Source organism: Thermus kawarayensis JCM 12314 (assembly GCF_055393575.1).
The window spans coordinates 98,101-124,876 of the sequence record NZ_AP043757.1 but is presented as its reverse complement, the minus strand read 5'-3'; the positions used below and the strand labels follow the sequence as shown (position 1 = coordinate 124,876).

The 26,776-nt window shown below is 70.3% G+C and carries 28 protein-coding genes, 1 pseudogene and 1 riboswitch; of the genes and pseudogenes, 11 read left to right on the top strand and 18 right to left on the bottom strand.

All coding sequences use genetic code 11. From position 1 onward, the window contains the following. Nucleotides 1-3 precede the first annotated feature (3 nt). The 3 genes from ACZ5RK_RS11880 to ACZ5RK_RS11870 are packed head-to-tail and all read left to right on the top strand — an operon-like array spanning nucleotide 4 to nucleotide 2,441. On the top strand, nucleotides 4-489 hold the full coding sequence (locus ACZ5RK_RS11880) for a SixA phosphatase family protein (RefSeq protein WP_464910197.1): 486 nt from the start codon (nucleotides 4-6) through the stop codon (nucleotides 487-489). Further along, the gene (locus ACZ5RK_RS11875) at nucleotides 486-1,187 is read left to right on the top strand and encodes a CHAD domain-containing protein (RefSeq protein WP_464910196.1); all 702 of its coding nucleotides are present in this window, start codon (nucleotides 486-488) and stop codon (nucleotides 1,185-1,187) included. Before ACZ5RK_RS11880 ends, ACZ5RK_RS11875 begins: the two co-directional genes overlap by 4 nt. Nucleotides 1,188-1,196: 9 nt before the next feature. Further along, a complete protein-coding gene (locus ACZ5RK_RS11870; protein WP_464910195.1) occupies nucleotides 1,197-2,441 on the top strand; it encodes an esterase-like activity of phytase family protein in 1,245 nt (414 codons plus the stop codon). A 142-nt stretch (nucleotides 2,442-2,583) separates the two neighbouring features. On the opposite strand, the gene ACZ5RK_RS11865 is transcribed toward ACZ5RK_RS11870, so the two are convergent. The 7 genes from ACZ5RK_RS11865 to ACZ5RK_RS11835 form a co-directional block, all read right to left on the bottom strand. Then, nucleotides 2,584-3,309, bottom strand: a complete 726-nt coding sequence (locus ACZ5RK_RS11865) for a glycosyltransferase family 2 protein (protein ID WP_464910194.1) — start codon at nucleotides 3,307-3,309, stop codon at nucleotides 2,584-2,586. Next, entirely contained in the window at nucleotides 3,302-4,036 is a 735-nt protein-coding gene (surE, locus tag ACZ5RK_RS11860) for a 5'/3'-nucleotidase SurE (protein ID WP_464910193.1), read from the bottom strand. Before surE ends, ACZ5RK_RS11865 begins: the two co-directional genes overlap by 8 nt. Before the next feature lie 83 nt (nucleotides 4,037-4,119). After that, on the bottom strand, nucleotides 4,120-5,433 hold the full coding sequence (locus ACZ5RK_RS11855) for an ABC transporter substrate-binding protein (RefSeq protein WP_054647445.1): 1,314 nt from the start codon (nucleotides 5,431-5,433) through the stop codon (nucleotides 4,120-4,122). 8 nt (nucleotides 5,434-5,441) lie between these two features. Further along, nucleotides 5,442-6,257, bottom strand: a complete 816-nt coding sequence (locus ACZ5RK_RS11850) for a carbohydrate ABC transporter permease (protein WP_464910192.1) — start codon at nucleotides 6,255-6,257, stop codon at nucleotides 5,442-5,444. Then, the gene (locus ACZ5RK_RS11845) at nucleotides 6,250-7,152 is read right to left on the bottom strand and encodes a carbohydrate ABC transporter permease (RefSeq protein WP_464910191.1); all 903 of its coding nucleotides are present in this window, start codon (nucleotides 7,150-7,152) and stop codon (nucleotides 6,250-6,252) included. Before ACZ5RK_RS11845 ends, ACZ5RK_RS11850 begins: the two co-directional genes overlap by 8 nt. 97 nt (nucleotides 7,153-7,249) lie before the next feature. Beyond that, the gene (locus ACZ5RK_RS11840; protein ID WP_464910190.1) at nucleotides 7,250-7,900 is read right to left on the bottom strand and encodes a hypothetical protein; all 651 of its coding nucleotides are present in this window, start codon (nucleotides 7,898-7,900) and stop codon (nucleotides 7,250-7,252) included. A gap of 79 nt (nucleotides 7,901-7,979) precedes the next feature. Further along, on the bottom strand, nucleotides 7,980-8,726 hold the full coding sequence (locus ACZ5RK_RS11835; protein ID WP_464910189.1) for a sugar phosphate isomerase/epimerase family protein: 747 nt from the start codon (nucleotides 8,724-8,726) through the stop codon (nucleotides 7,980-7,982). A gap of 128 nt (nucleotides 8,727-8,854) precedes the next feature. Between ACZ5RK_RS11835 and ACZ5RK_RS11830 the strand changes: the two genes are divergently transcribed. From ACZ5RK_RS11830 to ACZ5RK_RS11810, 5 genes are all read left to right on the top strand, one after another. Continuing rightward, a complete protein-coding gene (locus tag ACZ5RK_RS11830; RefSeq protein WP_464910188.1) occupies nucleotides 8,855-9,694 on the top strand; it encodes a metal ABC transporter substrate-binding protein in 840 nt (279 codons plus the stop codon). A 381-nt stretch (nucleotides 9,695-10,075) separates the two neighbouring features. Beyond that, the gene (locus tag ACZ5RK_RS11825; protein ID WP_054647619.1) at nucleotides 10,076-10,294 is read left to right on the top strand and encodes a DUF433 domain-containing protein; all 219 of its coding nucleotides are present in this window, start codon (nucleotides 10,076-10,078) and stop codon (nucleotides 10,292-10,294) included. Between the two features lie 8 nt (nucleotides 10,295-10,302). Next, nucleotides 10,303-10,665 carry a DUF5615 family PIN-like protein gene (locus ACZ5RK_RS11820; RefSeq protein ID WP_464910187.1) on the top strand — a complete coding sequence of 121 codons (363 nt, stop codon included), beginning with the start codon at nucleotides 10,303-10,305 and terminating at the stop codon, nucleotides 10,663-10,665. Nucleotides 10,666-10,780: 115 nt separating this feature from the next. Then, nucleotides 10,781-12,169, top strand: a complete 1,389-nt coding sequence (locus ACZ5RK_RS11815) for a hypothetical protein (RefSeq protein ID WP_464910186.1) — start codon at nucleotides 10,781-10,783, stop codon at nucleotides 12,167-12,169. Then, entirely contained in the window at nucleotides 12,166-13,347 is a 1,182-nt protein-coding gene (locus tag ACZ5RK_RS11810; RefSeq protein ID WP_464910185.1) for a hypothetical protein, read from the top strand. The genes ACZ5RK_RS11815 and ACZ5RK_RS11810 overlap by 4 nt, the downstream gene beginning before the upstream one ends. A 120-nt stretch (nucleotides 13,348-13,467) precedes the next feature. Here the strand turns inward: ACZ5RK_RS11810 and mog are convergent, their stop codons facing one another. Further along, the gene (mog, locus tag ACZ5RK_RS11805; RefSeq protein WP_464910184.1) at nucleotides 13,468-13,932 is read right to left on the bottom strand and encodes a molybdopterin adenylyltransferase; all 465 of its coding nucleotides are present in this window, start codon (nucleotides 13,930-13,932) and stop codon (nucleotides 13,468-13,470) included. Then, nucleotides 13,929-14,558, bottom strand: coding sequence for a CobW family GTP-binding protein (locus tag ACZ5RK_RS11800; RefSeq protein WP_464910183.1), 630 nt, complete (start codon nucleotides 14,556-14,558; stop codon nucleotides 13,929-13,931). The genes mog and ACZ5RK_RS11800 overlap by 4 nt, the downstream gene beginning before the upstream one ends. 42 nt (nucleotides 14,559-14,600) lie before the next feature. Between ACZ5RK_RS11800 and ACZ5RK_RS11795 the strand changes: the two are divergent. Further along, a pseudogene (locus tag ACZ5RK_RS11795) lies at nucleotides 14,601-15,007 on the top strand (IS607 family transposase). After that, entirely contained in the window at nucleotides 14,979-16,538 is a 1,560-nt protein-coding gene (locus ACZ5RK_RS11790) for an IS200/IS605 family accessory protein TnpB-related protein (RefSeq protein WP_464910182.1), read from the top strand. The pseudogene ACZ5RK_RS11795 and the gene ACZ5RK_RS11790 overlap by 29 nt, the downstream one beginning before the upstream one ends. Here ACZ5RK_RS11790 and ACZ5RK_RS11785 read toward each other — a convergent pair. The 9 genes from ACZ5RK_RS11785 to ACZ5RK_RS11745 form a co-directional block, all read right to left on the bottom strand. Beyond that, on the bottom strand, nucleotides 16,519-17,445 hold the full coding sequence (locus ACZ5RK_RS11785) for a CobW family GTP-binding protein (protein WP_464910181.1): 927 nt from the start codon (nucleotides 17,443-17,445) through the stop codon (nucleotides 16,519-16,521). The two genes, ACZ5RK_RS11790 and ACZ5RK_RS11785, sit on opposite strands and share 20 nt — an antisense overlap. 12 nt (nucleotides 17,446-17,457) lie before the next feature. Continuing rightward, nucleotides 17,458-17,859 carry a SaoD/DsrE family protein gene (locus tag ACZ5RK_RS11780; protein ID WP_464910180.1) on the bottom strand — a complete coding sequence of 134 codons (402 nt, stop codon included), beginning with the start codon at nucleotides 17,857-17,859 and terminating at the stop codon, nucleotides 17,458-17,460. An 84-nt stretch (nucleotides 17,860-17,943) separates the two neighbouring features. Next, nucleotides 17,944-19,113: a hypothetical protein gene (locus ACZ5RK_RS11775; RefSeq protein WP_464910179.1), complete on the bottom strand. Its 1,170-nt coding sequence runs from the start codon at nucleotides 19,111-19,113 to the stop codon at nucleotides 17,944-17,946. Between the two features lie 5 nt (nucleotides 19,114-19,118). Then, nucleotides 19,119-19,991 carry a metal ABC transporter substrate-binding protein gene (locus ACZ5RK_RS11770; protein ID WP_464910178.1) on the bottom strand — a complete coding sequence of 291 codons (873 nt, stop codon included), beginning with the start codon at nucleotides 19,989-19,991 and terminating at the stop codon, nucleotides 19,119-19,121. Next, nucleotides 19,988-20,416 (bottom strand): hypothetical protein, encoded by a 429-nt coding sequence (locus ACZ5RK_RS11765; RefSeq protein ID WP_464910177.1) that lies wholly within the window; start codon nucleotides 20,414-20,416, stop codon nucleotides 19,988-19,990. The genes ACZ5RK_RS11770 and ACZ5RK_RS11765 overlap by 4 nt, the downstream gene beginning before the upstream one ends. After that, nucleotides 20,413-21,603 (bottom strand): YncE family protein, encoded by a 1,191-nt coding sequence (locus tag ACZ5RK_RS11760; protein WP_054647512.1) that lies wholly within the window; start codon nucleotides 21,601-21,603, stop codon nucleotides 20,413-20,415. Before ACZ5RK_RS11760 ends, ACZ5RK_RS11765 begins: the two co-directional genes overlap by 4 nt. 86 nt (nucleotides 21,604-21,689) lie before the next feature. Continuing rightward, the gene (locus tag ACZ5RK_RS11755) at nucleotides 21,690-23,369 is read right to left on the bottom strand and encodes a ribonucleoside-diphosphate reductase subunit alpha (protein WP_464910176.1); all 1,680 of its coding nucleotides are present in this window, start codon (nucleotides 23,367-23,369) and stop codon (nucleotides 21,690-21,692) included. A gap of 9 nt (nucleotides 23,370-23,378) precedes the next feature. Further along, entirely contained in the window at nucleotides 23,379-24,353 is a 975-nt protein-coding gene (locus tag ACZ5RK_RS11750; RefSeq protein ID WP_054647513.1) for a ribonucleotide-diphosphate reductase subunit beta, read from the bottom strand. Beyond that, entirely contained in the window at nucleotides 24,334-24,735 is a 402-nt protein-coding gene (locus ACZ5RK_RS11745) for an acyl-CoA thioesterase (protein ID WP_464910175.1), read from the bottom strand. The genes ACZ5RK_RS11750 and ACZ5RK_RS11745 overlap by 20 nt, the downstream gene beginning before the upstream one ends. Before the next feature lie 152 nt (nucleotides 24,736-24,887). Continuing rightward, a riboswitch (cobalamin riboswitch) is annotated at nucleotides 24,888-25,005 on the bottom strand. A gap of 218 nt (nucleotides 25,006-25,223) precedes the next feature. Between ACZ5RK_RS11745 and ACZ5RK_RS11740 the strand changes: the two genes are divergently transcribed. Next, complete coding sequence (locus ACZ5RK_RS11740) at nucleotides 25,224-26,678, top strand: hypothetical protein (protein WP_464910174.1); 1,455 nt, start codon at nucleotides 25,224-25,226, stop codon at nucleotides 26,676-26,678. Nucleotides 26,679-26,776: the final 98 nt, after the last annotated feature.

The following is a 26,776-nucleotide window of genomic DNA, read 5'->3' as shown; positions in this document are numbered from 1 at the left end:
CCCGTGGAGCTCTTCCTGGTGCGCCACGCCCTGGCCCTGCCCCCGGAGGGTGAGGGGGAGGAGGCGGACGACCGGAGGCCCCTCGCCCCCAAGGGGGTGCGCCGCTTCCGCAAGGTGGTGCGGGGCCTCGAGGCCCTGGGGGTGGAGTTCACCCTTCTTCTCACCAGCCCCAAGCGCCGGGCCCTGGAGACGGCGGAGCTTCTGGCCGACCTTCTGGAGGGGGAGAGCCGGGTGACCCCCCACCTGGCCCTTCCGCCCTCGGAGGAGCTTTTGCGGGAGATCCCGGGGGAGGGCCGGGTGGCCCTGGTGGGGCACGAGCCCTACCTCTCCCAGCTCCTGGCCTGGCTCCTCCTGGGGGACCCCGCCCCGGCCGGGGGGGAGGGGCGGTTCGTCCTCAAGAAGGGAGGGGTGGCCTGGCTGGAGGGGGTGCCCAGGCCCGGGGGCATGGCCCTGAAGGCCCTCATCCCCCCCAAGGTCTTCCGGCGGTGAAGGGTCCTGGCCCCCTCCTGGACCACCTCCTCCGCCACCTTCCCCTGGCCCTCTCCGGGGAGGACCCCGAGGGGGTGCACCAGGTGCGGGTGGCGGGGCGGCGCCTGGAGGTCTACCTCTACCTCCTGGGCTTCCGGGTGTTGCGGGACGACCTCCGCCTCCTGGTGCGGGGGGCGGGGCGGGTGCGGGACCTGGAGGTGGCCCTGTCCAGGCCCCTTCCCCAGGGGTTCTCGGCCTTTTTGCGGGAGGAGCTCCGGAGGGCCCGGGGGGAGCTTTCCGGCCTCCTGGCCTCCCCCTGGCTCGAGGCCCTGGTGCGGGCCTTAGGGGTTCTCCCTCCCCTGGACCGGGGGCGGGCCCGGAAGCGGCTTGCCCGCCTGGAGGCGCGGCTTGGGGAGAGGTTCCGCGAGCTTTCCCGGAATCCCGGCCCGGAGGCCCTCCACGCCTACCGGCGGGCCCTGCGGCGGGTGCGCTACGCCAAGGAGTTCCTGGGGGCCCCCACCCGGTGGGAAAAGGCGGCACAGGAGGCCCTGGGAGCCTTCGGGGACCTGGAGGTCCTGCGAAGCCTCCTCCTGGCCTACCTGGGAGGTGGGCGGGACCTCGAGGCCCGGCGCTTCCTGGCCGAGGTGGAGAGGGCCCGGGAGGAGGCCTGGCGCCGGGCCCTCGAGGCCCTTGACCTTGAGCTGACGGAAGCCCTCTAGCCTCCGGGCATGAGGCGTTTTGTCCTGGCTTCTCTCCTCCTAGGGCTGGCCCTGGCCCAAGAACCCCGGGTGGTGGGGGTCCACACCCTGCCCCCCACGCCCATCCAGGCCCTGAACCCCTTCCTCTCCCCCCAAGAGGTGGAGGCGGCCCTGAAGGGGGGCTGGCCCACGGCCCAGCGGCCCTCCTTGGGCTCCGGGCTCTTCTACCTGGGGAACGGGCGCTTCGTGGGCCTTACCGACCGCGGCCCCAACGGGGACTGCCCCGGGGGCAAGTTCTTCCCCCTGCCCCGCTTCGCCCCCACCCTGGCCTTCTTCCGCCTGGGGGAAGGGGCCATCCTCCTGGAGAAGACCCTTTTCCTCAGGAACCTGGGGGGCAAGCCCCTTACCGGGCTGCCCAACCGCCCCAGCGAGGACATCCCCTTCGCCGACAAGGCCTGCCGGGAGCGGCTCCCCCTGGACCCCGACGGCCTGGACACGGAGGACGTGGCGGTGGCCCCCGGTGGGGGCTTCTGGCTGGTGGAGGAGCATTCCCCTTCCCTGGTGTATGCCGACCCCTGGGGCCGGGTCCTCATGCGCTACACGCCCAAGGGCCTCCGCCCGGGGGCCAGCTATCCCGTGCGGGACGTGTTGCCCTCCGTCCTCGCCCTGCGGCGCAACAACCGGGGCCTGGAGAACCTGGCCCTCTCGGGGGACGGCAAGACCGCCTGGGCCCTCCTGCAAAGCCCCATCGGCCCCACCTCCGACCCCGGCTTTGACCGGAGCCTGGTGGCGCGGGCGGTCCGCCTGGACGTGGCCGACCCCCTCCGGGTCCGGGTCACGGGGATGTACCTGGTGCCCTTCTCCGACCCCAAGGCCTACCCCAAGCCCAACCGCCCTCGGGACATGAAGTTCAGCGCCGCCGCCTGGCTCGGGGACGAGCGGATCCTCCTCCTGGAGCGGGCCGAGGGCGGGGCCCGCATCTTCGTGGTGGACTTCGCCCGGGCCACCAACCTCCTGGGCCACCCCGAGGGGGAAAGCCCCGAGCTGGACAAGGCAGGGGTGGACTACGCCGCCAAGGGGATCGCCCTGCCCGAGCGGCGTCTCCTCCTGGAAACCTGGGGGCTTCCCGAGGTGGACACGGACAAGTTGGAGGGCCTGGCCCTTCTGGAGGACGGCCAGACCATGGCCCTCATGGACGACAACGACTTCGCCATCACCGGCCAGGAGGGCCCGAACCGCCTCTGGCTGGTGCGGCTCCCCCAGAGGCTTCGCTAGACGCCCTGGCGGGCGCCCAGAGGCCCGCGCCCTGGCTCTGCAACATGAAGGGCCCCCCTTGGGGCCCTTTGGTTTTGCCACCAAGCCCCTACCCCAATGCCCAGGAAAGCCCTTTTGGGGCCCCCGCTCTGGCTTTCGGTACTCAGGACCCCGGCCGCTCCCCCAAGCCCTCCAAGGCCAAGGAGAGGTGGTCCTTGAGGACCAGGGGGCCCAGCCCGTGCTTCGCCTCGAGCCTTTTCAGGAAGAAGGCCCGCTCCTCCCGGCGGGCCCCGTAGCTCTGGTTCTGCCCGTGGACCCTGATCCCCAGGTTCCGGCCCCGCAGGTAGCGGAAGGGAAGCCCCGCCTGGTAGGCCCTAAGCCAGAGGTCCCAGTCCCAGTAGTCCCCCATCTCCCCGTCCAGGCCCCCCAGGTCCAGAAGGGTCTTCTTCCGGAGGGCAGTGCCCGAGGCCAGGAGGCGGTTTTCCCTCAGAAGCCACCCCCCCACCTCCCCGGGGCGGAAGGGGAGCTCCTCCTGGGGGAGGAGGAGCGCCCCCTCCCCGTAGACCACCGCCTCCTCCCGGGAGAGGACCCGCCAGACCCGGTGCAGGTAGGCGGGGTCCAGGAGGAGATCGTCGTCGTCCAGAAAGAGGACCACTTCCCCCCGGGCCACCTCCAGGGCCCTCTGCCGCGCCTCCACCTGGCCCCGCCCCGGGTTTGGGAAGGCCCGGAAGCGGGGGTCCCCCGAGGAGGCCACCACCTCTAGGCCCTCCCCCGCCCCGTCGTCCACCACCACCGCCTCAAACCGGGAAAAGGTCTGGCGCCCCAGGGAGGCCAGGGCCTCCCGGAGGAGGGCCGGCCTCCCCCGGGTGGGGATGAGCAGGCTAATCATGGGCCAGGGTGGGCTGGAGGCGGGTTTCGTCGGTGAGGTCCAGCCGTAAAGGGGTGGCGGAGACGAAGCCCTGTTCCACCGCCCAGCGGTCCGTCCCCTCCTCCGCCTGGCGCACGGGCCGGGCGGCGAACCAGTAGAAGGGCCTGCCCATGGGGTCCGCCCCCGGGACCACCACCCCCTCGTAGGTCCGCACCGACTGGCGGGTCCAGAGGAGGCCCTTGGGCCTCGGGGGGAAGTTGACGTTTACCAGGAAGGGCCGCTCCAGGCGGAGGAGGGTTTCCAGGGTGCGCAGAAGCCAGGGGCGGAGGGCCTGGAAGTCCGGGTTCTCCCCGTTCAAGGCCAGGCTGAAGGCCGCCGCCGGGAGGCCGAAGAGGTACCCCTGCTTGGCGGCGGCCACGGTGCCCGAGTGCCAGATCTCGTGGCCCAGGTTGCTCCCTAGATTCACCCCCGAGAGCACCAGGTCCACGGGGTCAAAGAGGTGGAGGCCCAGGGCCACGCAGTCCGCGGGGGTCCCCCGCACCCGGTAGGCGGGGAAGTAGGGGTTTTGCAGGGGGGAGGCGTGGGGGTAGGCCCGCACGGGGTGGGCGATGGAGATGGCGTGGCCCGTGGCGCTCTGCTCCGTGTCGGGGGCGGCCACCACCACCTCCCCGAACTGGGAGGCGGCCTCGGCCAGGGCCCAAAGGCCGGGGCTGTAGATGCCGTCGTCGTTGGTCACCAGGATCCGCATGCCCCCACCTTAAACCCTCCCCGTCAGGAGGGGGTCAAGAAAGGAAGCCCCCCGGGAAGGGGGGCCTTGCCGCCCCGGGACCCCTAGCGGGTGGAGGCGCTCCGGTTGTACCGTTCCAGGGCGGCGTCCGCCTTGGCCTTGGCCTCCTTAAGGGCCTGCCCGGCGGGCTTACCCTTCAGGGCCTCCTCCCAGGCCGCCTGCACGTACTGGCGGATCTCGGGGAAGGAGCCCATGAGGCAGCCCGCGCTGGCGTAGTTCACCTTGCTGGTGGCCAGTTGCTGGATGGCGGTGGTGTAGTTGGGTTGCCGCACGTGGGCCTGGCGCACCTCGGGGAGCTCCGCCACCCCCTTCACCACCGGGAAGTAGCCCGTGGCCAGGTGCCACTTGGCCTGGGTCTTGGGCTCCAGGAGGAAGCGGACGAAGCTCCAGGCGGCCTGGGTCTCCGCCTCAGGGAAGCCCTTGAGGACGTAGAGGGCGGCCCCGCCGATGGCCACCCCGTTGCGCTCCTTCAGGTAGGGGAAGTAGGCGGTGCGCAAGGGGAAGCGGTTCCCGATCTGGCGCAGGACCCCGGTGAGGCTTGCGGTGGAGTAGCTGGCCATGGCCGCCTGTCCCTGGGCGAAGAGGCTCTGGGAGTCCGCCCAGGTGCGGCCCGTGTTGGCCGCCACCCCTTCCCGCACCAGCCGGGCGTACATGTCCAGGAAGGCCACCGCCGCGGGGTTGTCGAAGGTCACCGCCGTGGCCCGGGCCTTTCGGCCGTTCTCGTTGTTGCAGAAGTACTCCCCGGAGTTGTAGGAGATCTGCTCCACGAACCAGGAATCAATGGGAATGGAGAGCCCGTAGCGCACCGTGCGCCCCTGGGCGTCCTTCTTGGTGAGCTTGCGGGCGGCCTCCTCCAGGTCCTTCAGGGTCCAGGTGGGCTTGAAGGGGATCCCCGCCTCCTGGAAGGCGGCCATGTTGAAGTAGAGGATGGGGTTGGAGGAGTTGAAGGGGAGGCCGTAGAGCTTGCCCTCTATGGTGTAGTAGTTCCGGGGCTGGGGCAGGAAGCGGTCCAGGTCAAACCCGTCCTTGCGGGCCAGGTCCTCCAGGGGCACCACGGCGCCGGAGTCCGCCATCATGCGGGCCCCGATGTCGTAGATCTGGATCACGTGGGGGTAGCCCCGCCCCGCCCGCAGGGCCGCCAGGAGCTTGTTGATCCCGTCGTCGTAGCTCCCCACGTACTGGGCCTTGACCTGCACCCGGTCCTGGCTGGCGTTGAAGTCCTTCACCAGGGCCTCGGTGGCCTCCCCCAGGACCCCGCCCATGGAGTGCCAGAACTCCACGGTGAGCCTCTGGGCCTGGGCCGCGCCCAGGGTGAGGGCCAGGAAAAGAGCCGCCTTTAGCCAGATTCGCCTCGCCATATAACCTCCTAACCCTTCAGCCCGCCCAGGGCGATGCCGCGCACGAAGGCCCTTTGGGCGAGCAGGAAGGCCAACAGGGTGGGGAGGAGGACCAGGATGGCCCCCGCGGCCACCACGTTCCAGCGGGCCACCTCCTCGTTGAGGATGAAGTTCACCGCGATCTGGGCCGTCTGCATCTCCCGGCTTTTGGTGACCACCAGGGGCCAGAGGTACATGTTCCAGGTGCCGATGAAGGTGAGGGCGGCCAGGGCCCCCAGGGCCGGGGCGGTGAGGGGCAGGGCCACGTGGCGGAGCATCTGCCAGTGGCCCGCCCCATCTATGCGGGCGGCGTCGAAGTAGTCCTCGGGGATGGTCCTGAGGAACTGGCGGAGGAGGAAGACCCCCAGGGGGCTGGCCAGGAAGGGCACGGCCAGGGCCAGGTAGGTGTCCAGCCAGCCCAGCCGGTCCACCAGGAGGTAGAGGGGGAGGAAGGTGGCCTCCCCCGGCACCAGGAGGAGGGCCACGGCCAGCCCGAAGAGGGCCTCCCGGCCGGGGAAGCGCATCCGGGCCAGGGCGTAGGCGGCGAGGAGGCTGGTGGCCAGGACCCCCAGGGTCACCGCGGTGGAGACCAGGAGGCTGTTGAGGAGGAAGCGGGCCAGGGGGTACTTGGTCAGGGCCTCCCGGTAGGGTTCCAGGCTGGGTTCAGGGGGAAGGAGGCCCGGGGCGTAGAGGTCGGCCTCGCTCCGCAGGCTGGCGGAGAGGAGGGTGAGGAGGGGGAGGACCAGGAGAAAGGCGTAGAGGCCCGCCAGGAGGTAGGTGGGGAGGAGCTTCCTGAGGCTACGCATAGTGCACCCTCCGGCCCAGGAGCCAGAACTGCAGGGCGGCCAGGAGGAGGAGGACCAGGAAGAGGAGGAGGGCCTCCGCCGCCGCCAGGGGCACCTGGAAGTTGAAAAAGGCGTCCTGGTAGACCCGGTAGATGAGGACCGTGGAGCTTTCCGCCGGGCCGCCGCGGGTGAGGAGGTGGATCTGGCCGAAGGCGGTGAGGCTCTTGAGGACCAGGAGGAGGCCCACCAGGAAGAGGGTGGGGGAGAGGAGGGGCAGGGTGATGCGGAAGAAGCGGGTGAGAGGCCCGGCCCCGTCCACGGTGGCCGCTTCCAGCACCTCCTCCGGGATGCTCTGCAACCCGGCGGTGAGGAGGATGGCGGTGAAGCCCACCCCGGCCCAGGCGGTGATCACCGCCAGGGTGGGGAGGGCGAGCTCGGTGGAGGTGAGCCAGGGCTGGGGGGGAAGCCCCAGGGCCTTCAGGGCCTGGTTGGCCCACCCCCCCACGGGGTGCAGGAACCAGCCCCAGGCCACGGCGGCCACGGCGGTGGGCACGGCGGTGGTGAGGAAGAAGAGGGTGCGGAAGAGGGCCACCCCCGGATAGGGCCGGTAGACTAGGAGGGCGGCGAGGAGGCCCAGGAGGAGCTCCAGGGGGGCCACGATGGCGGCGAACTTCAGGGTGAGGAGGGCGCTTTTCCAGAACTCCGGGCGGGAGAGGGCCTCGAGGTAGTTCCCCAGGCCCGCCCACTCCCGGCCCCGCCCGAAGAGGTCCTCGCGGTGCAGGGAGAGCCACAGGGCTTCCAGCACGGGGAGGATCATGAAGAGGAGGAAGAGGCCGTAGGCGGGGAGGAGGAAGGGGAGGGCCTCGAGGGAGGCCCCTCCTCCCCGAAGGCGGACCTTGCTCAGGGCCACGGCCATACCGTCCCCCACCCTAGGGGCCCGCTGTCAGAGGGGCGTCATGGGCCCAAAAGGGAAAGCCCCCGGGGACGGGCCCCGGGGGGGTGGCCCGTGGGGCTCAGAGGGAGCGGCGGAGCAGGTCCTCCCAGACGGGGTTCAGGGGGATGGCCCCGAGCTCCTTCACGGGGGTCTGCTTGCCCTCCTTCACCTCCACCTGCCACAGGCGGACCACCTTGGCGTTCAGGTCCGCCGTCACGGCGTAGAGGTTGCTCTTGCCCGCCAGGTACCGGGCCACCTGGGCGTCCTCCTGGGCGGCCTTGGCCACGAAGCCGGGAGCCCAGATGCGGAGGTGGAAGAAGAGGGCCCCGGGGTAGTTGGCCCGGGCCAGGGCCCGCAGGGACTCCAGGGTGAGGCCGTAGTTGGTCTCCGGGGTGGCCTGGCCACCGTAGATGAGGGCCACGGCCTCCTCCTTGGGGGAGAGGGGGGGCACCTCGGCGGGGGCGGAGAGGACCGTGGCCGCCATGCGCCGCCTGTTCTCCGCGTCCAGGTAGCCCGCCCCCATGGCCCCCACCAGGGCGGCGCAGATGGAGGTGTTGTTGGTGAGCACGTGGACGCTCTTCAGGCCCAGGACCTCGGCCATGGCCTTGCCGAAGGCCTGCCCGGTGTAGCCCCGGAGGACCAGGTGCTCGCCCAGGGAGAGGCCCTGGGCCTGGGCGCCGCCGAAGGCCATGAGCAACAGGCTTATGGGCAGTCCGATAACGCGCTTCATGGGTTCCTCCTTTTTCGCGGGGACGTTTGTCCCCATTTCCACCATATACTTTACCCGGGTAGGGTAAAAGTGGCCCGGCTCACCCTGCCCTCTCCCCGGGGGCCGCCCCCGCCATCTCCCTCAGGAAGAGCAGGGAGGCTTCCGGCTCCTCCCTCACCTCCAGCACCAGGGTCCGGTCCAGGTAGGGGCCGAGCCACGCCCCGTGGCCCAGCACCCCCCGGCCCAGGTTCCAGTGGCGGTCGTGGACCCCGTCGGTGTCGTTGAGGTGCAGGTGCCCGGGGGAGAGGGCGAGCCAGGGTTCGGGGTCCCGGGCCAGGCTGAAGACCCGGGCGTGGGCGGCGTCAAAGCAGAAGCCCAACTCCCCCGGGTAGGCCTCCAGCACGGGCCTCAGGGCCTCGGGGTGGGGCTCGTGGGTGTTCTCCAGGAAGAGGCGCACCCCCAGGGCGCGGGCCCGCCGCACCACCGGCCCCAGGGCCTCGGCCAGGGGCAGGGCCCGCTCCAGGGCCTCCTCCGGGGTGCGCCCGTGGGGGATGCCGGAGTGGAGGACGGCCCGGTCCGCCCCGAGCTCCGCCGCCCGGTCCAGGCCGAAGAGGAGACGCCTTAAGGTGAGGCCCCGCACCTCCGGGTCCGGGGAGAGCAGGTCCAGGTTCCAGAAGGGGAGGTGGGCCGAGAGGGGGAGGGAAAGCCTTCCCGCCAGCTCCGTGAAGAGGGCGTCCTCCTCCAGGAGGGCGGGCTCCAGGTAAACCTCCAGGCCCAGCCCCAGCGCCTTAAGGCGGGGAAGCCGGTCCAGGACCTGCCCCAAGGGGAGGGCGACGCGGAGGTCCATGCCCCCACCCTAGGGCCCTTCCGTCATGGGGGGGTCAGGGGCGGGCCAAGGATATTGACAATGCGTTTTCATCTGCTTTATCATCGGACCGCCCTATACCCCCACGGGGTAACGGGCGGAGGTGAAGCATGCGGAGAACGCTTCCTGCGCTCCTGATGGCTTTGGGACTGGCCCTGGCCCAGAAGCCCGCGGTGGTGGCCACCATTCATCCCCACGGCCTCTTCCTGCGGTCCCTGGTGGGGGACCGGGTGGGGGTGAGCGTCCTGGTGCCCCCTTCCGCCAACCCCCACGTCTTCAACCCCTCCCCCTCCCAGGTGCAGGCCGTGGCCGGGGCCCGCCTGGTGGTGGCCAACGGGGCCAGGCTGGACGACTGGATTCTGGAGAAGGTGGTGCGGCCCAACAGCCTGAAGACCCCGGTGGTGGTGCTGGCCGAGGCCCTGGGAAGCGGCCTCATAAAGACCCCCGCCGGCCCGGACCCCCACTTCTGGCTGGACCCCCTCCTCATGGCCAAGGCCCTTCCCCCCTTGGTGGAGGCCCTGTCCCAGGCCGACCCCGCGGCCGGGGCGGTCTACCGCGCCCGGGCCGCCCGCCTCGAGGCGGAGCTCGCGCGGCTGGACCGGGAGGTGGCCGGGTTGCTCCAGGGCCGCAAGGGGCCGGGGGTCATCACCTTCCGCAACCCCTTGCGCTACTTCACCTCCCGGTACGGGGTGAAGGTCCTCTACAACATCGTCCCCAACCCGGACTCCCCGGACATCAGCGCCAGGGCGGTGGCCGAGGCCCAAAGGGTGGCCAGGGAGGCCGGGGTGCGGCACCTCCTGATCCCCCTGGCCGCCAAGGAGCAGGGGGTGGCCGTGGCCCGGAACCTGGGGCTCGAGCCCGTGCTGGTGGATGTCCTGGGGGAGGGGGCTGGGGACTACCCCACCCTCCTTCGCAGGGTGGCGGAGGCCTTCGCCCGGAGCCTGCCCTGAGGGCCACCCGTGGCCCCGGGTTCGTTCCCGGGGCCAGGGTAAAGTACAGATGTCCCTCCCCCCCGTCCCACCGTGGAAAGCTGGGCGCGGGGGACGCCCGGTTAAGCTAAGTGCCCACGCATAGACCTTGCGACACCCCCTGCCCCATCCGCTCCCGCAGCCTCTCAAGGGCCTCGGCCACCGCTTTCCTCAGCTCTACCACAGCTCCCGTAGCACCGCCGGGGCAGCAAAACCCCTTCACCCGCGTGGTCCTTCAGCGGGCCTACGGGGCGTCGGCGGGGGGAAGACCGCCAGTGCCGTGCCCGTGTCAGGGGCGAAGCCCGTATCTCGGGGAAGCTGACGGCTTCGGCCATCCGTGGCTCGCGCAGTTACAATGGGGCCGTGGGCTGGCGCGAGCGCATCACCTTTGACCCCCAGGTCATGGGGGGAAGGCCCTGCATCCGGGGCATGCGGATCACGGTGGGGACCATCCTTACCCTGCTGCGCCACCAGACCCCCGAGGAGATCCTCCGCGATTACCCCTACCTGGAGCGGGAGGACATAGACGCCGCCCTGGAGTACGCCGCCTACCTCGCCGACGAGCGGGGGGTGGCCGTCTGAAGCTCTTGGTGGACGTGAACCTCACGCCGAGGTGGGTGGAGTTCCTCCGGGAGCGGGGGGTGGAGACGGTGCACTGGTCGGCCCTGGGCCCCCTCACGGCCCCGGACGAGAGGCTCCTCGAGGCCGCCGCCGAGGGAGGCTATGTGCTCCTGACCCACGACCAAGACATGGGCACCCTGCTCGCCCTGGGCAAGGGCCGCCGCCCTAGCGTTGTCCTCTCCACCGGGGACCTGCGGCCTCAGGCGGTGGGACCGCGCCTCCTGGCCGTCCTAAGGGGCCTAGAGGAGGACCTTCTGGCCGGGGCCCTGGTGGTGGTGGAAGACCGGAGGGTGCGGGTGCGGCGTCTGCCTCTGGACCAACCCTCCTCGTAGCCCCGGGTTCGTTCCCGGGGCCACGGTAAAGTACGGATGTCCCTCCCCCCTGTCCCACCATGGTCCTCGAGGGGCCTGCCCCTCGGGGGTTTGGCCCCGGAAAGGAGGTCCTGGAGTGTATCCGGTTTGGGAAGGGTTCGTCATCCACTCCGCCTTCATCGTCGCCCTCATCGCCGTGGCCCACGTCCTCTTCTCCCACGTCACCGTGGCCGCCACCTGGTTCAACTGGTGGGTGGAGCGGAAGGCCCTCTTGGAAGGCAAGCCTTACCTCACGGACTATCTGAAGGCCTCGGCCCTGAGGCTCCTCATGTTCGCCTACACCCTGGGGGCCATGTTCGGGGTGGGCATCTGGTTCTCCGTCACCGCCAGCAACCCCCGGGGCATCTCCACCCTCATCCACAACTTCGTCTTCTACTGGGCCTCGGAGTGGTTCTGGTTCATCATAGACGTCTTCGGCATCGCCGTCTACTACTACACCTTCGGCCGGGTGAGCCCCAAGACCCACGCCCGCATCGGCCTCATCCTCGCCCTGGCCGCCAGCGGCACCCTGGCCATCATCGTGGGCATCCTGGGCTTCAAGCTGACCCCGGGGGCCTGGCTGCAAACCGGGGTGAGCCTGGATGGCTTCTACAACCCCTCCTTCTGGCCCATGCTCTTCGCCCGCTTCGGCCTCATGTTCGCCCTCACCGCCCTGTACGCCCTCCTGGTGGCGGGTAGCCTCCCCAAGGACCACCCCGCCAGGAAGGAGGTGGTGCCCCTGGCGGGACGGGTGGGCCTGGTGGGCCTGGTGGCGGGGGTGGCCCTGGTCCTCTTCTGGTACGTGCCGAGCCTGCACGACCACGCCAAGACCCTCCTCCGCCTGCCCCAGGCCATCCAGCCCGTCTTCTTCGTCAAGATGGCGGTGGGGGTCCTGGCCACCTTCCTGGTCCTGGTCCTGGCCCTGGTCCGGCCCCACCTGGCCGCCCGTCCCCCGGTGGCCTACGCCGCCTTGGCCCTGGCCTTCCTGGGCCTCTTCGGCGCCGAGCGGACGCGGGAGGTCCTCCGCAAGCCCGACATCATTTACGGCTACATGGCCTCCAACCAGATCCGCTACGCCGACCTCCCCGCCAGGGGGATCAAGGCGGAGGAGCCCCTCCTCAACCAGGAAGGGGTGCTCAAGCACCTGCCCTTCGCCGTGGCCCCCGCCGCCCTGGCCGCGGGGATGGAGGCCGGGGGCGTGAACCCGGTGGAGGCGGGCCGGGCCCTGGTGGTCCTGGAGTGCTCCAGCTGCCACACGGTGAGCCAGAAGACGGCCTTCCTGGGCGGGATGCGCCCCCTGGCGGTCATGTTGGCCCGCCGGGGGATGACCAGCAAGGAGCAGATCCGGGCCTACCTCGAGGCCATAGGGGGCTTCCCCTACATGCACCCCGTGGTGGGCACGCCGGAGGAGCGGGACTACATGGCCGCCTATCTGGAGCAGTTCGTGCGCCAGTACTACGGTCAGGCCGAGGGAGGTAAGCGATGAGCCCGGAAGCCCTTCTCGCCATGCGGGACCCCTTGGGGGCCCCCATTCACCCGGCAGTCCTGCAGGTGCTCTTGGTGGTGACCTATGTCCTCCACATCTTCTTCGTGACCGCCGCCGTGGGGAGCCTTTTCCTGGGCCTCTACGGCCTCCGCCGCCCCGAGGAGAACTGGCGGAGGCTCGCCCAGGTGGCCGTGCGCCTCTCGGTGCAGGCCACGGGCCTGGGCATCACCATGGGCATCGCCCCCCTGCTCTTTGTGCAGGTGATCTACGACCCCGCCTGGTACACCGCCACCACCCTCATGGGGCTCTGGACCACCCTCTTCATCCCCGTGGTGGCCCTCGCCTACCTCCTCCTCTACGTCCTCTACCTCAGGGGCAACGTGGCGGGGGTGGGGTACGTGAGCCTGGCCCTCCTCCTCCTGGCGGGGTTCACCATGCACAGCCTGGCCAGCGCGGGCCTCTACCCCTCCCGGTTCCTGGAGTGGTACGCCCCGGGAGGGGTCGCCGACACGGGCGGGACCCGCTTCCTGGGCTACGACCTCCCCCGCTTCGTCGCCCTCCTCTTCGGCCAGGCCGCCCTCTCCCTGGGGGTGATGCTCCACCTCTTCGCCTGGTACTTCCGCAGGCGGGAGGACGTGCCCGCCGACTTCCTCGCCTTCGTGGAGCGCCTGGGCCAGGGGGCCCTGCGCCTCGGGGGCGTCCTCTTCGCGGGCTTCGGCCTGCTTTGGGCCCTCACCCAGGGAAGGGAGCTGGGCTTCGCCCCCCTCCTGGCCCTGGTGGCCTTGGTGGTGGGGGGGCTTTTCTACTTCCACGCCGCCCGGGCCACCAAGGAGGGGGCCTTGGGCACCCTGGGCCTTTACCTGGGGGCCCTCCTCCTGGTGGGGGTGGCGCGGGAGGCCTTGCGGGCGGGCGTCTGGGGGCGCCTGGGGTATAGCGTCTGGGCGTACCCCTTCGTGTGGGACTGGGGGTCCATCCTCTACTTCGTGGTCACCGCCGTGGCGGCCGTGCCCGTCATCGTCTACCTGGCCCAGGTGCTCTATGCCTCGGGCAACAGGCCCCAAGGGGAGGACCCCTCCCCCCGGGTGGAGGGCTTTGGCGACCTGGGGGTGAAGCTCCTCGTGGGCTGGTTCCTCTTCTACTTCGCCCTGGGCATCTACGTGACCCTGCGGAGCCTCTAGCCCCCACCCCCTGGTTTTAAGGTTCCTGGGGGCCCCGTTGCGCCGCGACGGGGCCCCCAAAATAAGGGCTTTCCTGGGCCCTCGGGTGGGGGCGGGCGCTTGGGGCCCGGCCTTCTCCCGCTAGGGGGCGAGGAGGGCGAGGGCCGTGGGCACCGCGGGCCAGACGGCCTCCAGGCAGACCCGGATGGCCCTGGGGTTCCCGGGAAGGAGGAGGACCAGGGCCTCCCCCACCACCCCGCCCGTGGCCCGGGAGAGGATGGCCGTGGGGGTTTCCCGCAGGGAGGCCAGGCGCATGGCCTCCCCGAAGCCAGGAAGCTCCTTCCGCCACAGGGGGGCCAGGGCCTCCGGGGTCACGTCCCTTGGGGCGGGCCCGGTCCCGCCGGTGAGGAGGACCAGGCGGGCCCCCCAGGCCAGGGCCTGCGCCAGGGCTTCCCGGATGGCCTCCTCCTCGTCGGGGACCAGGGCCCGCCGCACCTCCACCTCCCGAAGCCTTTCCCGGAGGAACGCCTCCGCCTCCGGGCCGGAGCGGTCCTCGTAGACCCCCTTGGAAGCCCGGTCGGATACGGTGATCACCGCAGCCTTCATGAAACCAGCTGCGCGAAGGCCTCCTCTATCCCCTCCCGGTCCAGGTCCTCCCCGATGAAGACCATCCGGTTGGCCCGGGGCCCGGGGGGCCAGGGGGGTCCCTTTTCAAAGTCCAGGAGGGCGTAGACCCCGTGGAAGCGCAGGGAGCGGTGGGAGCCCCTGAGGTTCACCTCCCCCTTCGCCCGCACCAGCCGCCCCCTTCGGAAGGGCCCCCTGCCGAAGACCATGGCCTCCAGGAACGCCTCGAGGCCCCTCAGGTCCACCTCCCCCTCCCGGAGGAGGGAGACGCTCCCAAGCCCCTCCCGGTGGGCGTGGACGGGAGGGGGAGGGGGGCGGAACCCCTGGGCCTTCCTGGGGAAGAGGACCGTTTCCGCCCCGACCCCCTCCCCCCGGACGCTCCGGTGGAGGGGGGCCAAGGGGTTCAGGCGCCGGAGGGTCCGCTCCGCCTCCCGCACCTCCTCCTCCGGGGCGAGGTCGGCCTTGGTGAGGAGCAGGAGGTCCGCGTAGATCACCTGGGCCTCGGCCTCGGGGAAGGCGAGGTAGTGGGGCAGGTGCAGGGGGTCCACCAGGGTCACCACCCCCGCCAGGCGGTAGGCCTCCCGCACCCCGGGGGAGAGGAGGCGCAAACAGTTGAAAAATAGCGAACGCTAAGCTATACTACCTTTTAGATGGACCCACTTCTCCTTACAGCACAACAGATCCAGGAGCGTTACGGTCTGCACCGCAACACCCTGTACAAGTGGGAGAAGCAGGGTCTTCTGCACCCCGTCCGCACCCCCGGCGGTCGTAGAAGGTACCGCCGGGAGGAGATCGAGCGGTTTCTCTCCCTCGGACTGGAGACTCCCCAGGCGAAGACCGCCTGGTGCGGTTCGGCCTCGGCTACATCCGGCGCTTCCTGGAAGCCTTCGGGGTGGAGCTGGTGGTCCTAAACGGGAAGGAGAGTCAGGAAGTGCACGAGGAGCTGGCCGAGGACCTGGTGGCCATCGTTTCCAGCTTTGCGGCACGGATTTACGGGAAGCGGGGCTCGCGTTCCGGGAGGAAGAGGGATGCCCAAGCGGGGAAGGCGGAAGGGTGAGTTTCAGGGAGTCCAGGCCCTCCTTGTCTTCCCCTTCGCAGAGGACTTTCACCTTCTTCTGGACCTCATGCGCCGCTTCTCCGCCGCCGTGCGCTACGCCTACAACCGCCTTCTAGAGGGAAAGGACCGGGAAGAGCTCAAACGACAGGACGGCCCCCTCTGTACCCTCTTCCGCCTCAACACCCGCCACGCGGACGACGCCATCTTGAAAGCCCAGGCTACCTTAGACTCCACCAGAGAGAGAGGAGAAGACCCCCGCAAAGTCGTCTTCGGGGGAAGGAAGCTCTTTGAGCGACTGAAGCGGGGGCACCTCTCCGGCGAAGCCCTCAAGAAACTCAAACGGGAGTGGCGGGAAAGGCGTCAGGGCCTTCTCTACTCCCGCGGGGACAGGACCAAGGGGGGCAACCTCAACCTGAGGCTCCTCGTCAAGGACGGGAGCTTGTGGCTCCGGATCAACCTGGGGGACGGGAGCCACGCCCACGCCCTGGTGAAGACGGGCCACCCGAACCTTAACGCCCTCCTCCAGAGGGTGTACGCCTCCCTCCCCTACAACGTGGGGCTCACCCTCAAGGGGGGCAAGGTCTACGCCACCTTTACCTGGGAGGAGGAGCCCGCTCCTCTCACGATCACGAAGGAAAACGGGGTCCTTGCCCTGGACGTGAACTCGGACCCTTACCATCTTGCCTTGGCCCTCGTCTCCCCTGACGGGAACCTGAGGCGCCACCTCACCCTCTCCCTGGAGGAGGTGGACCGGGCAGAGAACAGGGGGGCGAAGGAACTGGTCCTCTGGAAGGTGGCCCACCAGGTGGTGGCGGTAGCCGAAGAACACGGCGTCGCCCTCGCCACGGAGAGGCTCAAGCATCTAAGAAAGTCCAGAAGGGGCGATGGCTCTGGCCGCTTCTTCCGCAGAAAACAGCACCGCTTCGCCTACACCTCCCTTCTCCGGAAGATTCACTCCTTAGCCCGCAAGAGGGGCGTGGAGGTGTTGGAGGTGAACCCCCAGGACACCTCCACGATAGGGATGCTCAAGTACGCCCCTCTGCTTTCCCTCTCCAAGGACGTGGCCGCCGCCCTTGTCATCGGGAGAAGGGCTCTGGGATTCCGGGAGAAGTTGCCCAGGGGCTACCAAGCCCTTATCCAGGACGGAACCTTTCGGGCTCACGTTCAGGACTTCTACGCCTCCAGGGTCGGGGAACTCGGGGCCAGGCACGGGGCTGAGCGCAACCCCTACCTCAAGAGGAGGCTTGTTTGCGAGCTGAGAAAGGCCCGCGCTTCCCTGTCCTTGCTTTCAAGCCTTCAGGGTTCTCCAGGGAGTCAGAAGGGGTCAACCCATGGAAGGAACCTCTATGGCGCCAATCCCTGGAGGGTCCTGAGGGCAGGCACTTTCCTTCCCCTCCTCGGGCAAGAGGTACCGAGAGATCTCTCTCCCCTCAAGCCCATCCTCTTCGGGGGATCGTGGGAGGGGTGGAAGGGAAGCCTAGGTCCTCCTCCTGGTGGAGGGCCGGAGTGCACTAATGTGCACTTTGGTTGACCAGGACCTGGAGGATGGGGCCGGGGTGGGCCAGGCCCGAGGTCTCCAGGAGGAGGCCCGAGGGCCTGTCGGCGAAGCGGACGAAGCCCTTGGCCCGGAGGACGTAGGGGGGCCAGGACTCGAGGAACCCCCAGAAGTCCTGGAAGCGGAAGGGCCTCTCCCTGCGGTAGACGAAGCTTTGGAACCCGTACTCCTCCGTTTCCTTGGTGGGGGCCTCCCACTCCTTGGCCCAGTCGGGGTGCTCCATCCCGGTCTCGTAGTCGTAAAGCCCCGTCCCCAGGAGCAGGGCGGGGTCCACCTCCCCCCGCACGCTCCGGAGGACGCGGGCCTTGGGGTTCAGGGCCCGGAGGAAGGCCTCGAGGCGGTCCACCTCCGCCTCCGCCACCAGGTCGGTCTTGTTGAGGACGAGGATGTTGCTGAACTCCACCTGGGCGGCGAGGAGGGGGGCTAAGGGCTCCTCCACGGGGTTGCCCTCGGCATCCTCCACCACCCCCACCTCCTCCCACTGGCGGAAGAAGGCGCTGGCGTCCACCACGGTGACGATGGCGTCCAGGCGCACCTTTTCCGGGAGAGTTCCCATGTAGAAGGTCTGGGCGATGGGCAGGGGTTCCCCGATGCCCGTGGACTCCACCAGGATGTGGTCGGGGGCCTCCTCCCGGGCGAGGCGCTCCAGCTCCTGGAGCAGGTCTTCCCGGAGGGTGCAGCAGATGCACCCGTTGGAGAACTCCACCACCCGCTCCGCCGTGCGCACCACCAGGCGGGCGTCCACGTTCACCTCCGCCAGGTCGTTCACCAGGACCGCCACCCGCTTCCCTTCCAGCCCGGTGCGCAGGAGGTGGTTGATCAAGGTGGTCTTACCCGCCCCCAGGAAGCCCACGAGGACGGTTACGGGAATGGGAGCGCCCATCCTCCTCACCCCCTAGAGGGTGACCACCTGGTCCACCCTGCCCGCCAGGGCCCGGTACAGGTCGGGGAAGCACCCCACCTCCACCCCCTCCACCACGTGGGCCGCCACGCGGCACTCCCCGGGGGTGGTCCGGACTTCCCCTTCCGGGGTGCACCACCGGGGTTCCCCCTCGGCCAGCCCCCTCTCCAGGGCGCAGAGGTCGCACATCATGAGGAGGATTCCCTTCTCCCGGGCCACCCTGGCGAGCCTCTCTCCTATGGGGTTCCCCTTCTGCAGGACCATGGTGTTGTCGTCGAAGAAGAAGATCCCCACCACCTCCACCCCGTGGGTGCCCGCCTCCAGCTGGGGCAGGATCATCTGGCCCAGCTTGTGGCTGGCCGCCCTCGGGCTGCTCAGGATGTAGGCCACGCGCACGCTCCACCTCCTTTGTAAGAAAAACGATAACGCATTTTCATTTTTCGGTCAAGAAGGAGGGCGGCCCTTGGGCCGCCCCGGGCCTTAGTGCTCCACCCCCACCACCTGGAAGAGGGCGATGCTCCTGGGCTTGCCCCCCACGGGGAAACGGTGGGAAATCCGGAAGCCCTCCAGGTCCACCCGGACCACCTCTCCCCTGGCGGGGTCCGCCAGGAAGGCCGCCCCGTGGCCCACCGCCAGGCCGGGGGTGGGGGCGCCCTCCGCCAGGGGGGCCACCGCCTCGAGGCTCGCCACCACCCGCTTCCCCTCCAGGTCCAGGCGGTGGAGCCTGCCGTCGGCGGTGAGGGCGTAGAGGGCCTCCCCTTCGGGGTCAAAGGCGAAGCGGAGGGGCCTTGCGGGGAGGGGGAGGGGCTGGAGGCGGCCCTCCTTGGGGAAGACCAAAAGAAGCCCCTGGCCGAAGTTCCCCACCAGGAAGGGGTGGCGGGGGTGGGACTGGAGGGCGCCCACCCGGGCCCCCTGGGGGCTCCCGGAGGGGTAGGGGAGCTTCCGGCCCAGGAGGCCCTGGCCCCTCTTCTCCACCAGGAGGACCCCGTCGGCGCACCCGAAGGCGGCCACCTCCCCCAGCACCGCCTCCCCGTGGAGCCGGGGGCAGGCCTGGGGGAGGGTGAGGACCCGGGTTCCCCCCAGGGTGTAGGCCTCCACCACCCCCCGTTCCAGGCCCCCCACCAGGAGGGTCTCCCCCAGGAGGGTCACCGCCCCGTGGTCCGCCCCCCCGGTGGGGATGAGCCTGGGGGTGAAGTCCACCCCAAGCCGCCTGAGGTCAAAGAGGGCCACGGACCCGTCCCCATCGTGGAAGACCGCGAGCCAGGAGCCTTGGGCGAAGGGGTGGGTGGGCCTGGGCCCGGTGCGCAGGGTGGCGGCCACGTAGGGGTTTTCCGGCTTCACGTCCTGGTGCTCCCCGTGGTCCTCCAGGGCGAGCCCGCCGTAGAGGAAGCCCACGGCGTTCCCCTCCCGGTGGACCATGAGGACGTACTGCCCCCCGGGGAGGGGGTAGAGGGAGGCGGGGGAGGGCACGGTGAAGCGCCCGAGCTCCTTCCCCTCCTCCTCCAGGACCAGAACCAGGGGCCGCTCGCCGTCGGCCACCGCTACCCGGGTGTGCACCTTTTCCCCCTCGGGCCCGTGGGGGTGCTCCCCCGGGGCTTGGGCCAGGGCCGCGAGAAGGGGCGCCGCAAGAAGCCACCAAACCTTTTTCATCCCCATCACCGCCTTTCCACCGCTTGGCAAAGCCTCTCCCTGTTCCAACGGAGGAGGTCCAGGTAGGTGGGCACCCTTCGGTCCAGGGTGTCCGTGTAGAGGACCACGAGCCTCGCCCCCAGTTCCTCGGCCAGCTCCTTTAGGGGAGCGGGGTTGTACTGGGGCTCGGCCACCACCAGGTCCACCCCTCCAAGCTCGGCTTCCTTGAGGAGGGCGATGCGGCCGCGGACCCCCAGGTCCTGGCCCAGGGTGTCCCGCAGGACCCCCACCACCTCCAGGCCGTACCTGCGGGCCAGGTAGGAGAGGGAGAGGTGGGCCACCACCGCCCTGGGCCTCCGCCCAGCGAGGCAGGCCCGGAGGGCCTCGTCCTCCGCCAGGGCCTTCTCCCGGAAGCGGTCCAGGTTTCTCTGGAAATCCTCCCGGTATTCCGGGAAGAGCCGGGAGAGCTCCTCGGCCATCCGCCCGGCGTAGCGCACCCCGTAGGTGGGGTCCAGCCACAGGTGGGGGTCGCAGTCCCCGTGGAGGTGGACCCCCTTTTCCCTGAGCCCCAGGAGGCCGCAGATGAGGTCGGGCATTCCGGGGGCCAGCTCCACCACCTGGGCCCCCGGGGGCAGGAGGGCCCTGAGCTTGGGCAGGTAGGGCTCGAGGCCCAGCCCGTTGGCCAGGAGAAGCCTGGCCCGGGAGACCTCCAAGGCGGTGGAGGGCCTCAGGTCAAAGGCGTGGGGGTCCGCCCCCGGGGGCACCACGCTGGCCACCCTGAGGCGGCTTCCCGCCACCTCCTGGGCCAGGCTGGCCAGGATGGGGGTGGTGGCCACCACCGGGGCCTGGGCCCAGGCCAACCCCCAAAGGGCCGCCAGGGCCAGCGCCGCCAGCCTCATGCCTCACCCCCTTCCCCCCCCGCCAGAACCTCCCTCCAGTCCTTCAGGTGCCTCCTGGCCGCGGGGGGAAGCCGCCTCAGGAAGCGCCCCCGCCCCTCCCCCCGCAGGGCCGCCACCCGGGCCTCGTACTCCCGGAGGAAGGGCAGGAGGTGGGCGAGGCCCTCGGGGAAGGGGAGGGGTCTTGCCCCGGGGTGGACCTCCGGGGGGTAGGGGGGCAGGGGGGCCTGGTAGAAGCGCTCCTTGGGCCGGTGGTAGAGGACCCCCCGGTACCAGATCCCCGTGGAGTGGAGCACCAGCTCCTCCCCCAGGTAGAGGCTGGAGCCCACCCCCTGGGGGTGGGGCCTCTTGGCCAGGCCCAGCTCCTCCAGGAGGCCGTGGGCCGCGTCCAGGCCCATGAGGTACATCACCACGGGCATGGGGTTCATGGCACCACCAGGACCAGACGGGTGGGGCTTCCCCCCGTGCGGAGGTACCGCACCACCCGGCCCTTGGCCACGTCCACCTCCGCCACCAGGCCCAGGTGGGGCAGGCTGGCGTAGACCAGACCCCGGGCGGGCCAGGGGGCGAGGTCCGGGTAGATGGCCCCGCCCGTGTCCTCGTCCATCTCGGGGAAGGGCCTGGGGGAGACCCGGACCTGCCGGAGGAGCCGCCCCTCCTTGGCCTCCCTGATCTGCAGGGTACCGTCCGTGAGGAGGACGTAAAGCCGCTCCCCATCGGAGGCCCCCCGGAGGAAGACCCCTCCCAGGGGGATGGGGGTGAGGCCGGGTGCCCCGGGGTCCAGGCGGAGGAGGTGCCTTACCCCGTCGGAGTACCCGAAGAAGGCCCCGTCCCCTTCCAGGAAGGCCCCGATGCGCTCCCCCGCCACGGGGTAGGGAAGCCGGGCGGCCTCCCTCCCCCCCTGCAGCACCAGGACGTCCCGGGCGCAGGCGAAGAAGCTCCGCCCCGTCTCCCGGTGGAAGGCCTCCCCGTGCTCCATGGGGCAGGAGAACCGCCCTCCCTCCTCCCCGCCCAGCCCCTTGGGGTAGAGGACCACCTGCCCCCGGGCCAGGAGGGCGAGGTAGGTGCCCTCTGGGGCCTCCACGATGTGGTAGTGGTCGGGGTTCGGGAGGCGGAGCCGCTGGTGGAGGAAGGGGGCCTCGGGGCGAAGGGCCTCCTCGTCAAAGAGGAGGGCCTCCCCGGTGCGTTCGGAGAAGGCCAGGAGGCGTCCCCCGAGGGCGTAGGGCTCGCTCCCGTGGCCGATGTTCCAGCCCCTGCCCAGGAGGAGGCTCTTGGCCACCACGGGCAGGCTCCAGCGCCCCTCCTCCTTCCCCGTCCAGACCACGGTGAGCCACTGCCGGTCCGTGTCCCTGCCCCGGGAGACCAGGAGGTACCGCCCGGAGGGGGCGGCCACCAGGCTCATCCCCCTGGGGGGCAGGGAGAGCCTGGCCACCACCTCCCCCCGGGGCAGGTCTATGGCCAGGAGGCGGCTTGAATCCTTGCCGTTGTCCAGGGCGAATAGCCGCGCCTCTGCCGGGAAGGCCTCCTCCCGCTCCGGCACCGCGCCGTGGGTCAGGGCGGGCAGGAAGCCCAGGGCCAGCAGGGGCAGGATGAGGGTTTGGAGGGTTCTGCGCATGCTCCCACCTCAGGGAAATGATATTGCAATAGCGTTTTCGTTAAGTCAAGAGGGGGTGCACCGCGGCCTCCGCCGCGGCGCGGTCCTCAGCTCTCGCAGGCCCGGCAGGAGAGGAGGAGGTCCCGGCTGTAAGCCTGGGCCATGCTCTGGCTGAACTGGTAGTAGAGGGCCTTGAGGCCCGAGCGCCAGGCGTGGAGGACCAGGGCGTTCACGTCCTTGGGCGGGGCCTCCGGGTGGACCACCAGGTTCAGGGACTGGCCCTGGTCTATGTGCTTCTGCCTCGAGGCTGCCAGGTTCACCAGGGTCATCTGGGAGACCTCGGCGAAGGTCTTGAAGACCTCCTTCTCCTCCTCCGTGAGGAAGTCCAGGTGCTGCACGGAGCCGTTGTGCTCCAGGATGCTCCGCCACACCCTCTCCTCGTCCCGGCCCTTCTCCCTCAAGACCTCCTGCAGGAAGGGGTTCTTGAAGGGGACCCTGGCCTTCTGGAGGTCTTTCAGGTAGTAGTTGCTGGTGTAGGGCTCTATGGAGGGGGAGACCTGGCCCAGGATGAAGGCGCTGGACTTGGTGGGGGCGATGGCCAGGAGGGTGGCGTTGCGCCTTTCCGCAAGCTCCCCCACCCCGGCCAGCTCGTCCTCGGGGTGGCGCTTCCTAAGCCACCTCGAGGCCTCCTCCGCCCGCTCCCGGATGGTCTTGAAGATCTCGGCGTTCCTCCGGAAGGCCTCGGGGCTCTCCAGGGGGATCCTCTGGGACTGGAGGTAGCTGTGCCACCCCAGGACCCCCAGGCCTATGGCCCGGTAGCGCCGGGCGAAGCGCACCGCCCGCTCCAGGTAGGGGACGCCCTCCGCCTTCTCTATGAAGTCGTCCAGGACGGAGTCCAGGAAGATGGTCAGGGTCTCCACGGCGTCCGTGCCCTTCCACTCCTCGTAGTGGAGGAGGTTCAGGGAGGAGAGGCAGCAGACGAAGCTCTCCTCCTGGGAGGAGGGGAGCATGATCTCCGTGCAGAGGTTGCTGGCCCAGATGGTCTTGCCCAAGGCGCGGAAGACCTCGGGGGCCTTGCGGTTGGCGTTGTCCCGGAAGAAGAGGTAGGGGAGGCCCACCTCGGCCCGGCTCTTCAGGACCCTGGCCCAGCGGGCCCGCTTCTCGGGGTCGCCCGCCACCATCTCCTCCAGCCAGCGGTCGCCCACGGACACCCCCCAGAAGAGGGACTGGACGGGGGAGTTTTCCCGCTGGATGGTGAGCCACTCCTCCAGGTCGGGGTGCTCCATGTCCAGGTAGGCGGCGCACTGGCCCCTGCGGGTGGACCCCTGGTTGAAGACCTCGATCACCCGGTCAAAGAGGGAGGCGAAGGCGAAGGAGCCGTTGCTCTCCCCGTTGTCCCGGATGGGGGCGCCCCGGGGCCTGAGCCTCCCCAGGTAGACCGAGGTGCCGCCCCCCTGCTTGCTCATCATCCCCACCTCGGCCACCGCCCGCAGGATGGAGGCGGTGTCGTCCTCCACGTAGGTGCCGTAGCAGGAGATGGGGAGGCCCCGCCTGAGGCCGTAGTTGGCCCAGACCGGGGTGGCCAGGGAGTACCACCCCCGGGCCACGTACTCCTGGAACTTGCGGGCGAAGCCCTCGATCCCGGTGAGGGCCTCCGCCCGCTGGGCGATCTCCTTCACCCGCTCCTCCACGCTCACCCCGGGGAGCAGGTAGCCCCGGCTCATGTAGAGGCGGGTGTGCTCGTTGGCCCAGTACCAGGGCTCGTAGGTCCGCTTGGTCTCGGTCATGCCTTCTCCTCAGAAAAGCTCTTCCGGTTCAAAGCTCTGCACCCTTCGCGCGTAGGCCACGCTCCGCTTGTGGAAGAAGTCCACCTCCTTGTCGGCCAGGAGCTCCAGGGCGAACCACTCCGTGTCCCGAAGCCTCCCCCGGTCCACGGGGAAGGCCTCGGGGAGCCCGTGGAGGGCGAGGACCTCGTTGTAGCGGTGCTTCAGGAACTCCAGGGTCTCCCCGTGCCCCACCAAGGAGGGCTCCCCCTGGGCGAAGAGCCAGTCCAGGAGGGCCTCCTCCGCCCCGAAGAGCTCGCGGGCCAGGCCCAGGGCCTCCTCCTGGAAGGCCTCCCCGAAGAGGCCGGGGTCCTCCTCCCGGAGGAGGCGCAAAAGCTCCGCCCCGAAGAGGCCGTGGATGTTCTCCTCCTTGCTGGTGGCCTCTATGGCGTTGGAGATCCCCTTGTAGCGGTTGCCCCGGCGGTTCAGGGCCATGAGGACGTAGAACTGGGAGAAGAGGGAGACGTGCTCGGTGAAGGCGGAGAAGAGGAGGAGGGCCAGGGCGTACTCCCGCAGGCCCGCCTCCCGGGAGCGCCTGAGGACCGCCTCCAGGGCCCGGGCCCGCTCCTTGAGGGGGGTGGCCCCCTCCAGGGCCTCCCGGAAGGCCTCCTCGAGGCCCAGGAGCTCCAGGAGGTGGGCGTAGGCGTTGGCGTGCCGCACCTCGCTCTCGGCGAAGGTCATGCCCACCTCGGCGATCTCGGGCTTGGGGAAGCGGTCGTAGAGGCGGGCCCAGAAGAGCTTCACGGAGAGCTCCACCTGGGAGATGGCGAGGAGGGCCCGCTCCACCAGGTGCCGCTCCTTCTCGTCGGAGAGGGCGTGGTCCTGGAGGTCGGACTGGAAGCCGAACTCCGTGTGCACCCAGTAGCTGTGCCGGATGGCGTCCCGGAAGCGCAGGAGCCCCGGGTACTCGTAGGGGCGGTAGTGGGGCCTAGGCGCCGTGAGGGGCACGGGCCCCACCCCCTTCCAGGGGAGGCACCGGGCTCGGCCTGCCCCCCTCGTCCACCGCCACCAGGACGAACCCGCCCCGGGCGGCCAGGTAGGCCTCCTCCCCCTCCTTCAGCGGCTCCACCCACATCTCCACCTCCACCCGCATGGAGGAGCGCCCCACCTCCTTAAGCCGGGCCACCAGCTCCACGATGGCCCCCAGGGGCACGGGGCGCTTGAAGTCCACGGCGTCGGCGTGCACCGTCACCACCTTTTTGCGCGCGTGCCGGGTAGCGGCCACGAAGGCCGCCTGGTCCATCCAGGCCAGAACCGTTCCGCCGAATAGGGTTCCGTAGTGGTTGGTCTCCCCGGGGAAGACGGGGTAGACCATGCGCGTTTCCCGCATGGCACCTCCTGAGGGTGCGAAAACCCGCCTAAAGCCTAAGGGCCGCCTCGGGCGCCGGGCCCGAGTCCTCATTTTGGGGGGATGGGCGAGCTAAGGTCCCACGGGCATCACCACCTTTGCCCTTGCCTCGAGGGCTACGGGGCGGGGCCGCGAAGCGGGTACTCGGGCTTCCGGCCGGGAGGGTGGGCGGGACGCTTGGGCCGGTTACCGTTGCGGGACAGCGCCGGACTCTCACCGGACTTCCCCCACCGCCTTTCGGCGTCCAGACCTGTCGGCCTGGCATCGCGGCCAGGACACCCTAGGTCTTGGGCGTCCTGGCGAAAACCCTACTACGGGTTGTGGGAAGGCGTCAAGGGGCTTTGGCCGGGCTCCAGGGGCGCCCTATCAACCCGGAGGCCTCCGCCGCAGGCTGGCCAGGTGGCCTGCGGGGGCCTTTTCGCGCCTCGGGCGCGCTAGACTTGAGGGGGGCTCGCCCCTTGGAGGAAGCCATGCTCATCTTGACCGATAAAGGTCCCTCCCTCCCCGCCCTGGACCTCAGGGGGGCGAGGGAGCTCGGCCTCGGCCTCCTCGTGGGGGGAACCCCCGTGGACCCCGAAGGCTTCCGGGGAGGGCTCCCGGGCGGGGTGGAGCTCACCCTGGGCCCCCTCGCCCTGCGGGTTCCCGAGGGGGGCCTGGAGTACCACCTGGCCTTTGCCCTGGAGCGCCGCCTCGGGGGGAGGGCGGACGGGAACGACCCCATGGCCCCGAGCCAGCGGGCGCGCCTCGAGCTGGAGGACCCCCTCCGGGAGCCCGCCCTCTGGGAGGCCCGCCTCTTCGCCCTCTTCCGGGCCCTAAAGGAGCTCGAGCGGGCTCTCCCCAAGGAGCGGGACCCCCTGAGGAGGCTGGGCCTGAGGAGGCGTTACCTGGGCCTCTGGGTCGGGGAGGAGCCCTCTCTCGTCCTGGAGCTGGACACCCCCCTCGTGCCCTTCCTCCTCCACCTCCTGGACCGCTTCCTGGAGGAGGGGAAGCGCCCCCCGGCGAGGCGCGGGGAGCAGGCCCTCTTCCTCTCCGAGAGGGGCTACGGGGTGGGGCGGGTGCGGAGGGTGGAGGGGGGCGAGGCGCACCTCCTCGTGGAGGGCCCCGCCACCCTCGTCCTGCCCAGGGAAGAGGTGGTGGTCCTGCCCAGGGGCTTCCCCGTCCTCCACAGGTGGAGTGGGACGGAAAAGCTCGGGAAGCTCCTGAGGAGGCGCTACGACCACCTCGTGGAGCGCTTGGAGGGGGCGGGCTTCCGGAAGGTGGAGATCCTCACCCTCGCCGCCCCCTTCCAGGTGGAGGCCGATGACCCCGAGGGGCGGAGGGTCTACTTCCGGGAGAGGGGAGGGGACGCTTCTCTCGCCCTCGTGGCCCTCCCGGGCCTCTCCTCCCGCCAGGCCTTCCAGCGGGGGCTCTACGCCGAGGCCTTCTGGCCCGAGCCCCTGGACTCGGCCGACCCCGAGGAAACGGCCACCGCCTTCCTCGCCCTCTACGCCGAGGCCAAACGGGAGCTCGGCCTGGGTCTGGCCAAGCGCTTCTTCCCCTCCACGGCCTTCAGGCGGGAAGGGGAGGGGCTCCTGGTGGCCCTCGCTCCCCTCGAGGGGGCGGAGGCCGAGGCCTTCCCCTGGGGGGAGGTCCTCCGCCTCGAGGGGAAGGTGGTGGGCTTCCGGGTGAGGCCGGAGGGGCTTCTGGACCCCGCACCCCTGGAGACCGCCGCCCTCGCCCCCCTTCCCCTCGCCGTCAGGGGAAGGGAGGGGGTGGGGCTCCTCCTCTCCCTTCTCGGTCCTCCTCCCGAGGGGCTCGCTTACGAGGTGCGCCACGAAGGGGAGGGGGTCTACCGGGTGCGCCTCGGACGGGAGGGCCTCGGGCGAGAGGAGCCCTGGAAGGAGGCGGTGGAGGCCTTCGTGGGGGGCCTCGAGGCGGGCCGTTAGCCCAAGGTCCGCCTCGGTGCCTTCCGCCCCACCCGGGCGGGGGGCCAGATCCCCCCTTCCCCGGCCTATGGTGTTGCTAAAGGTTATCGTTCCCAATA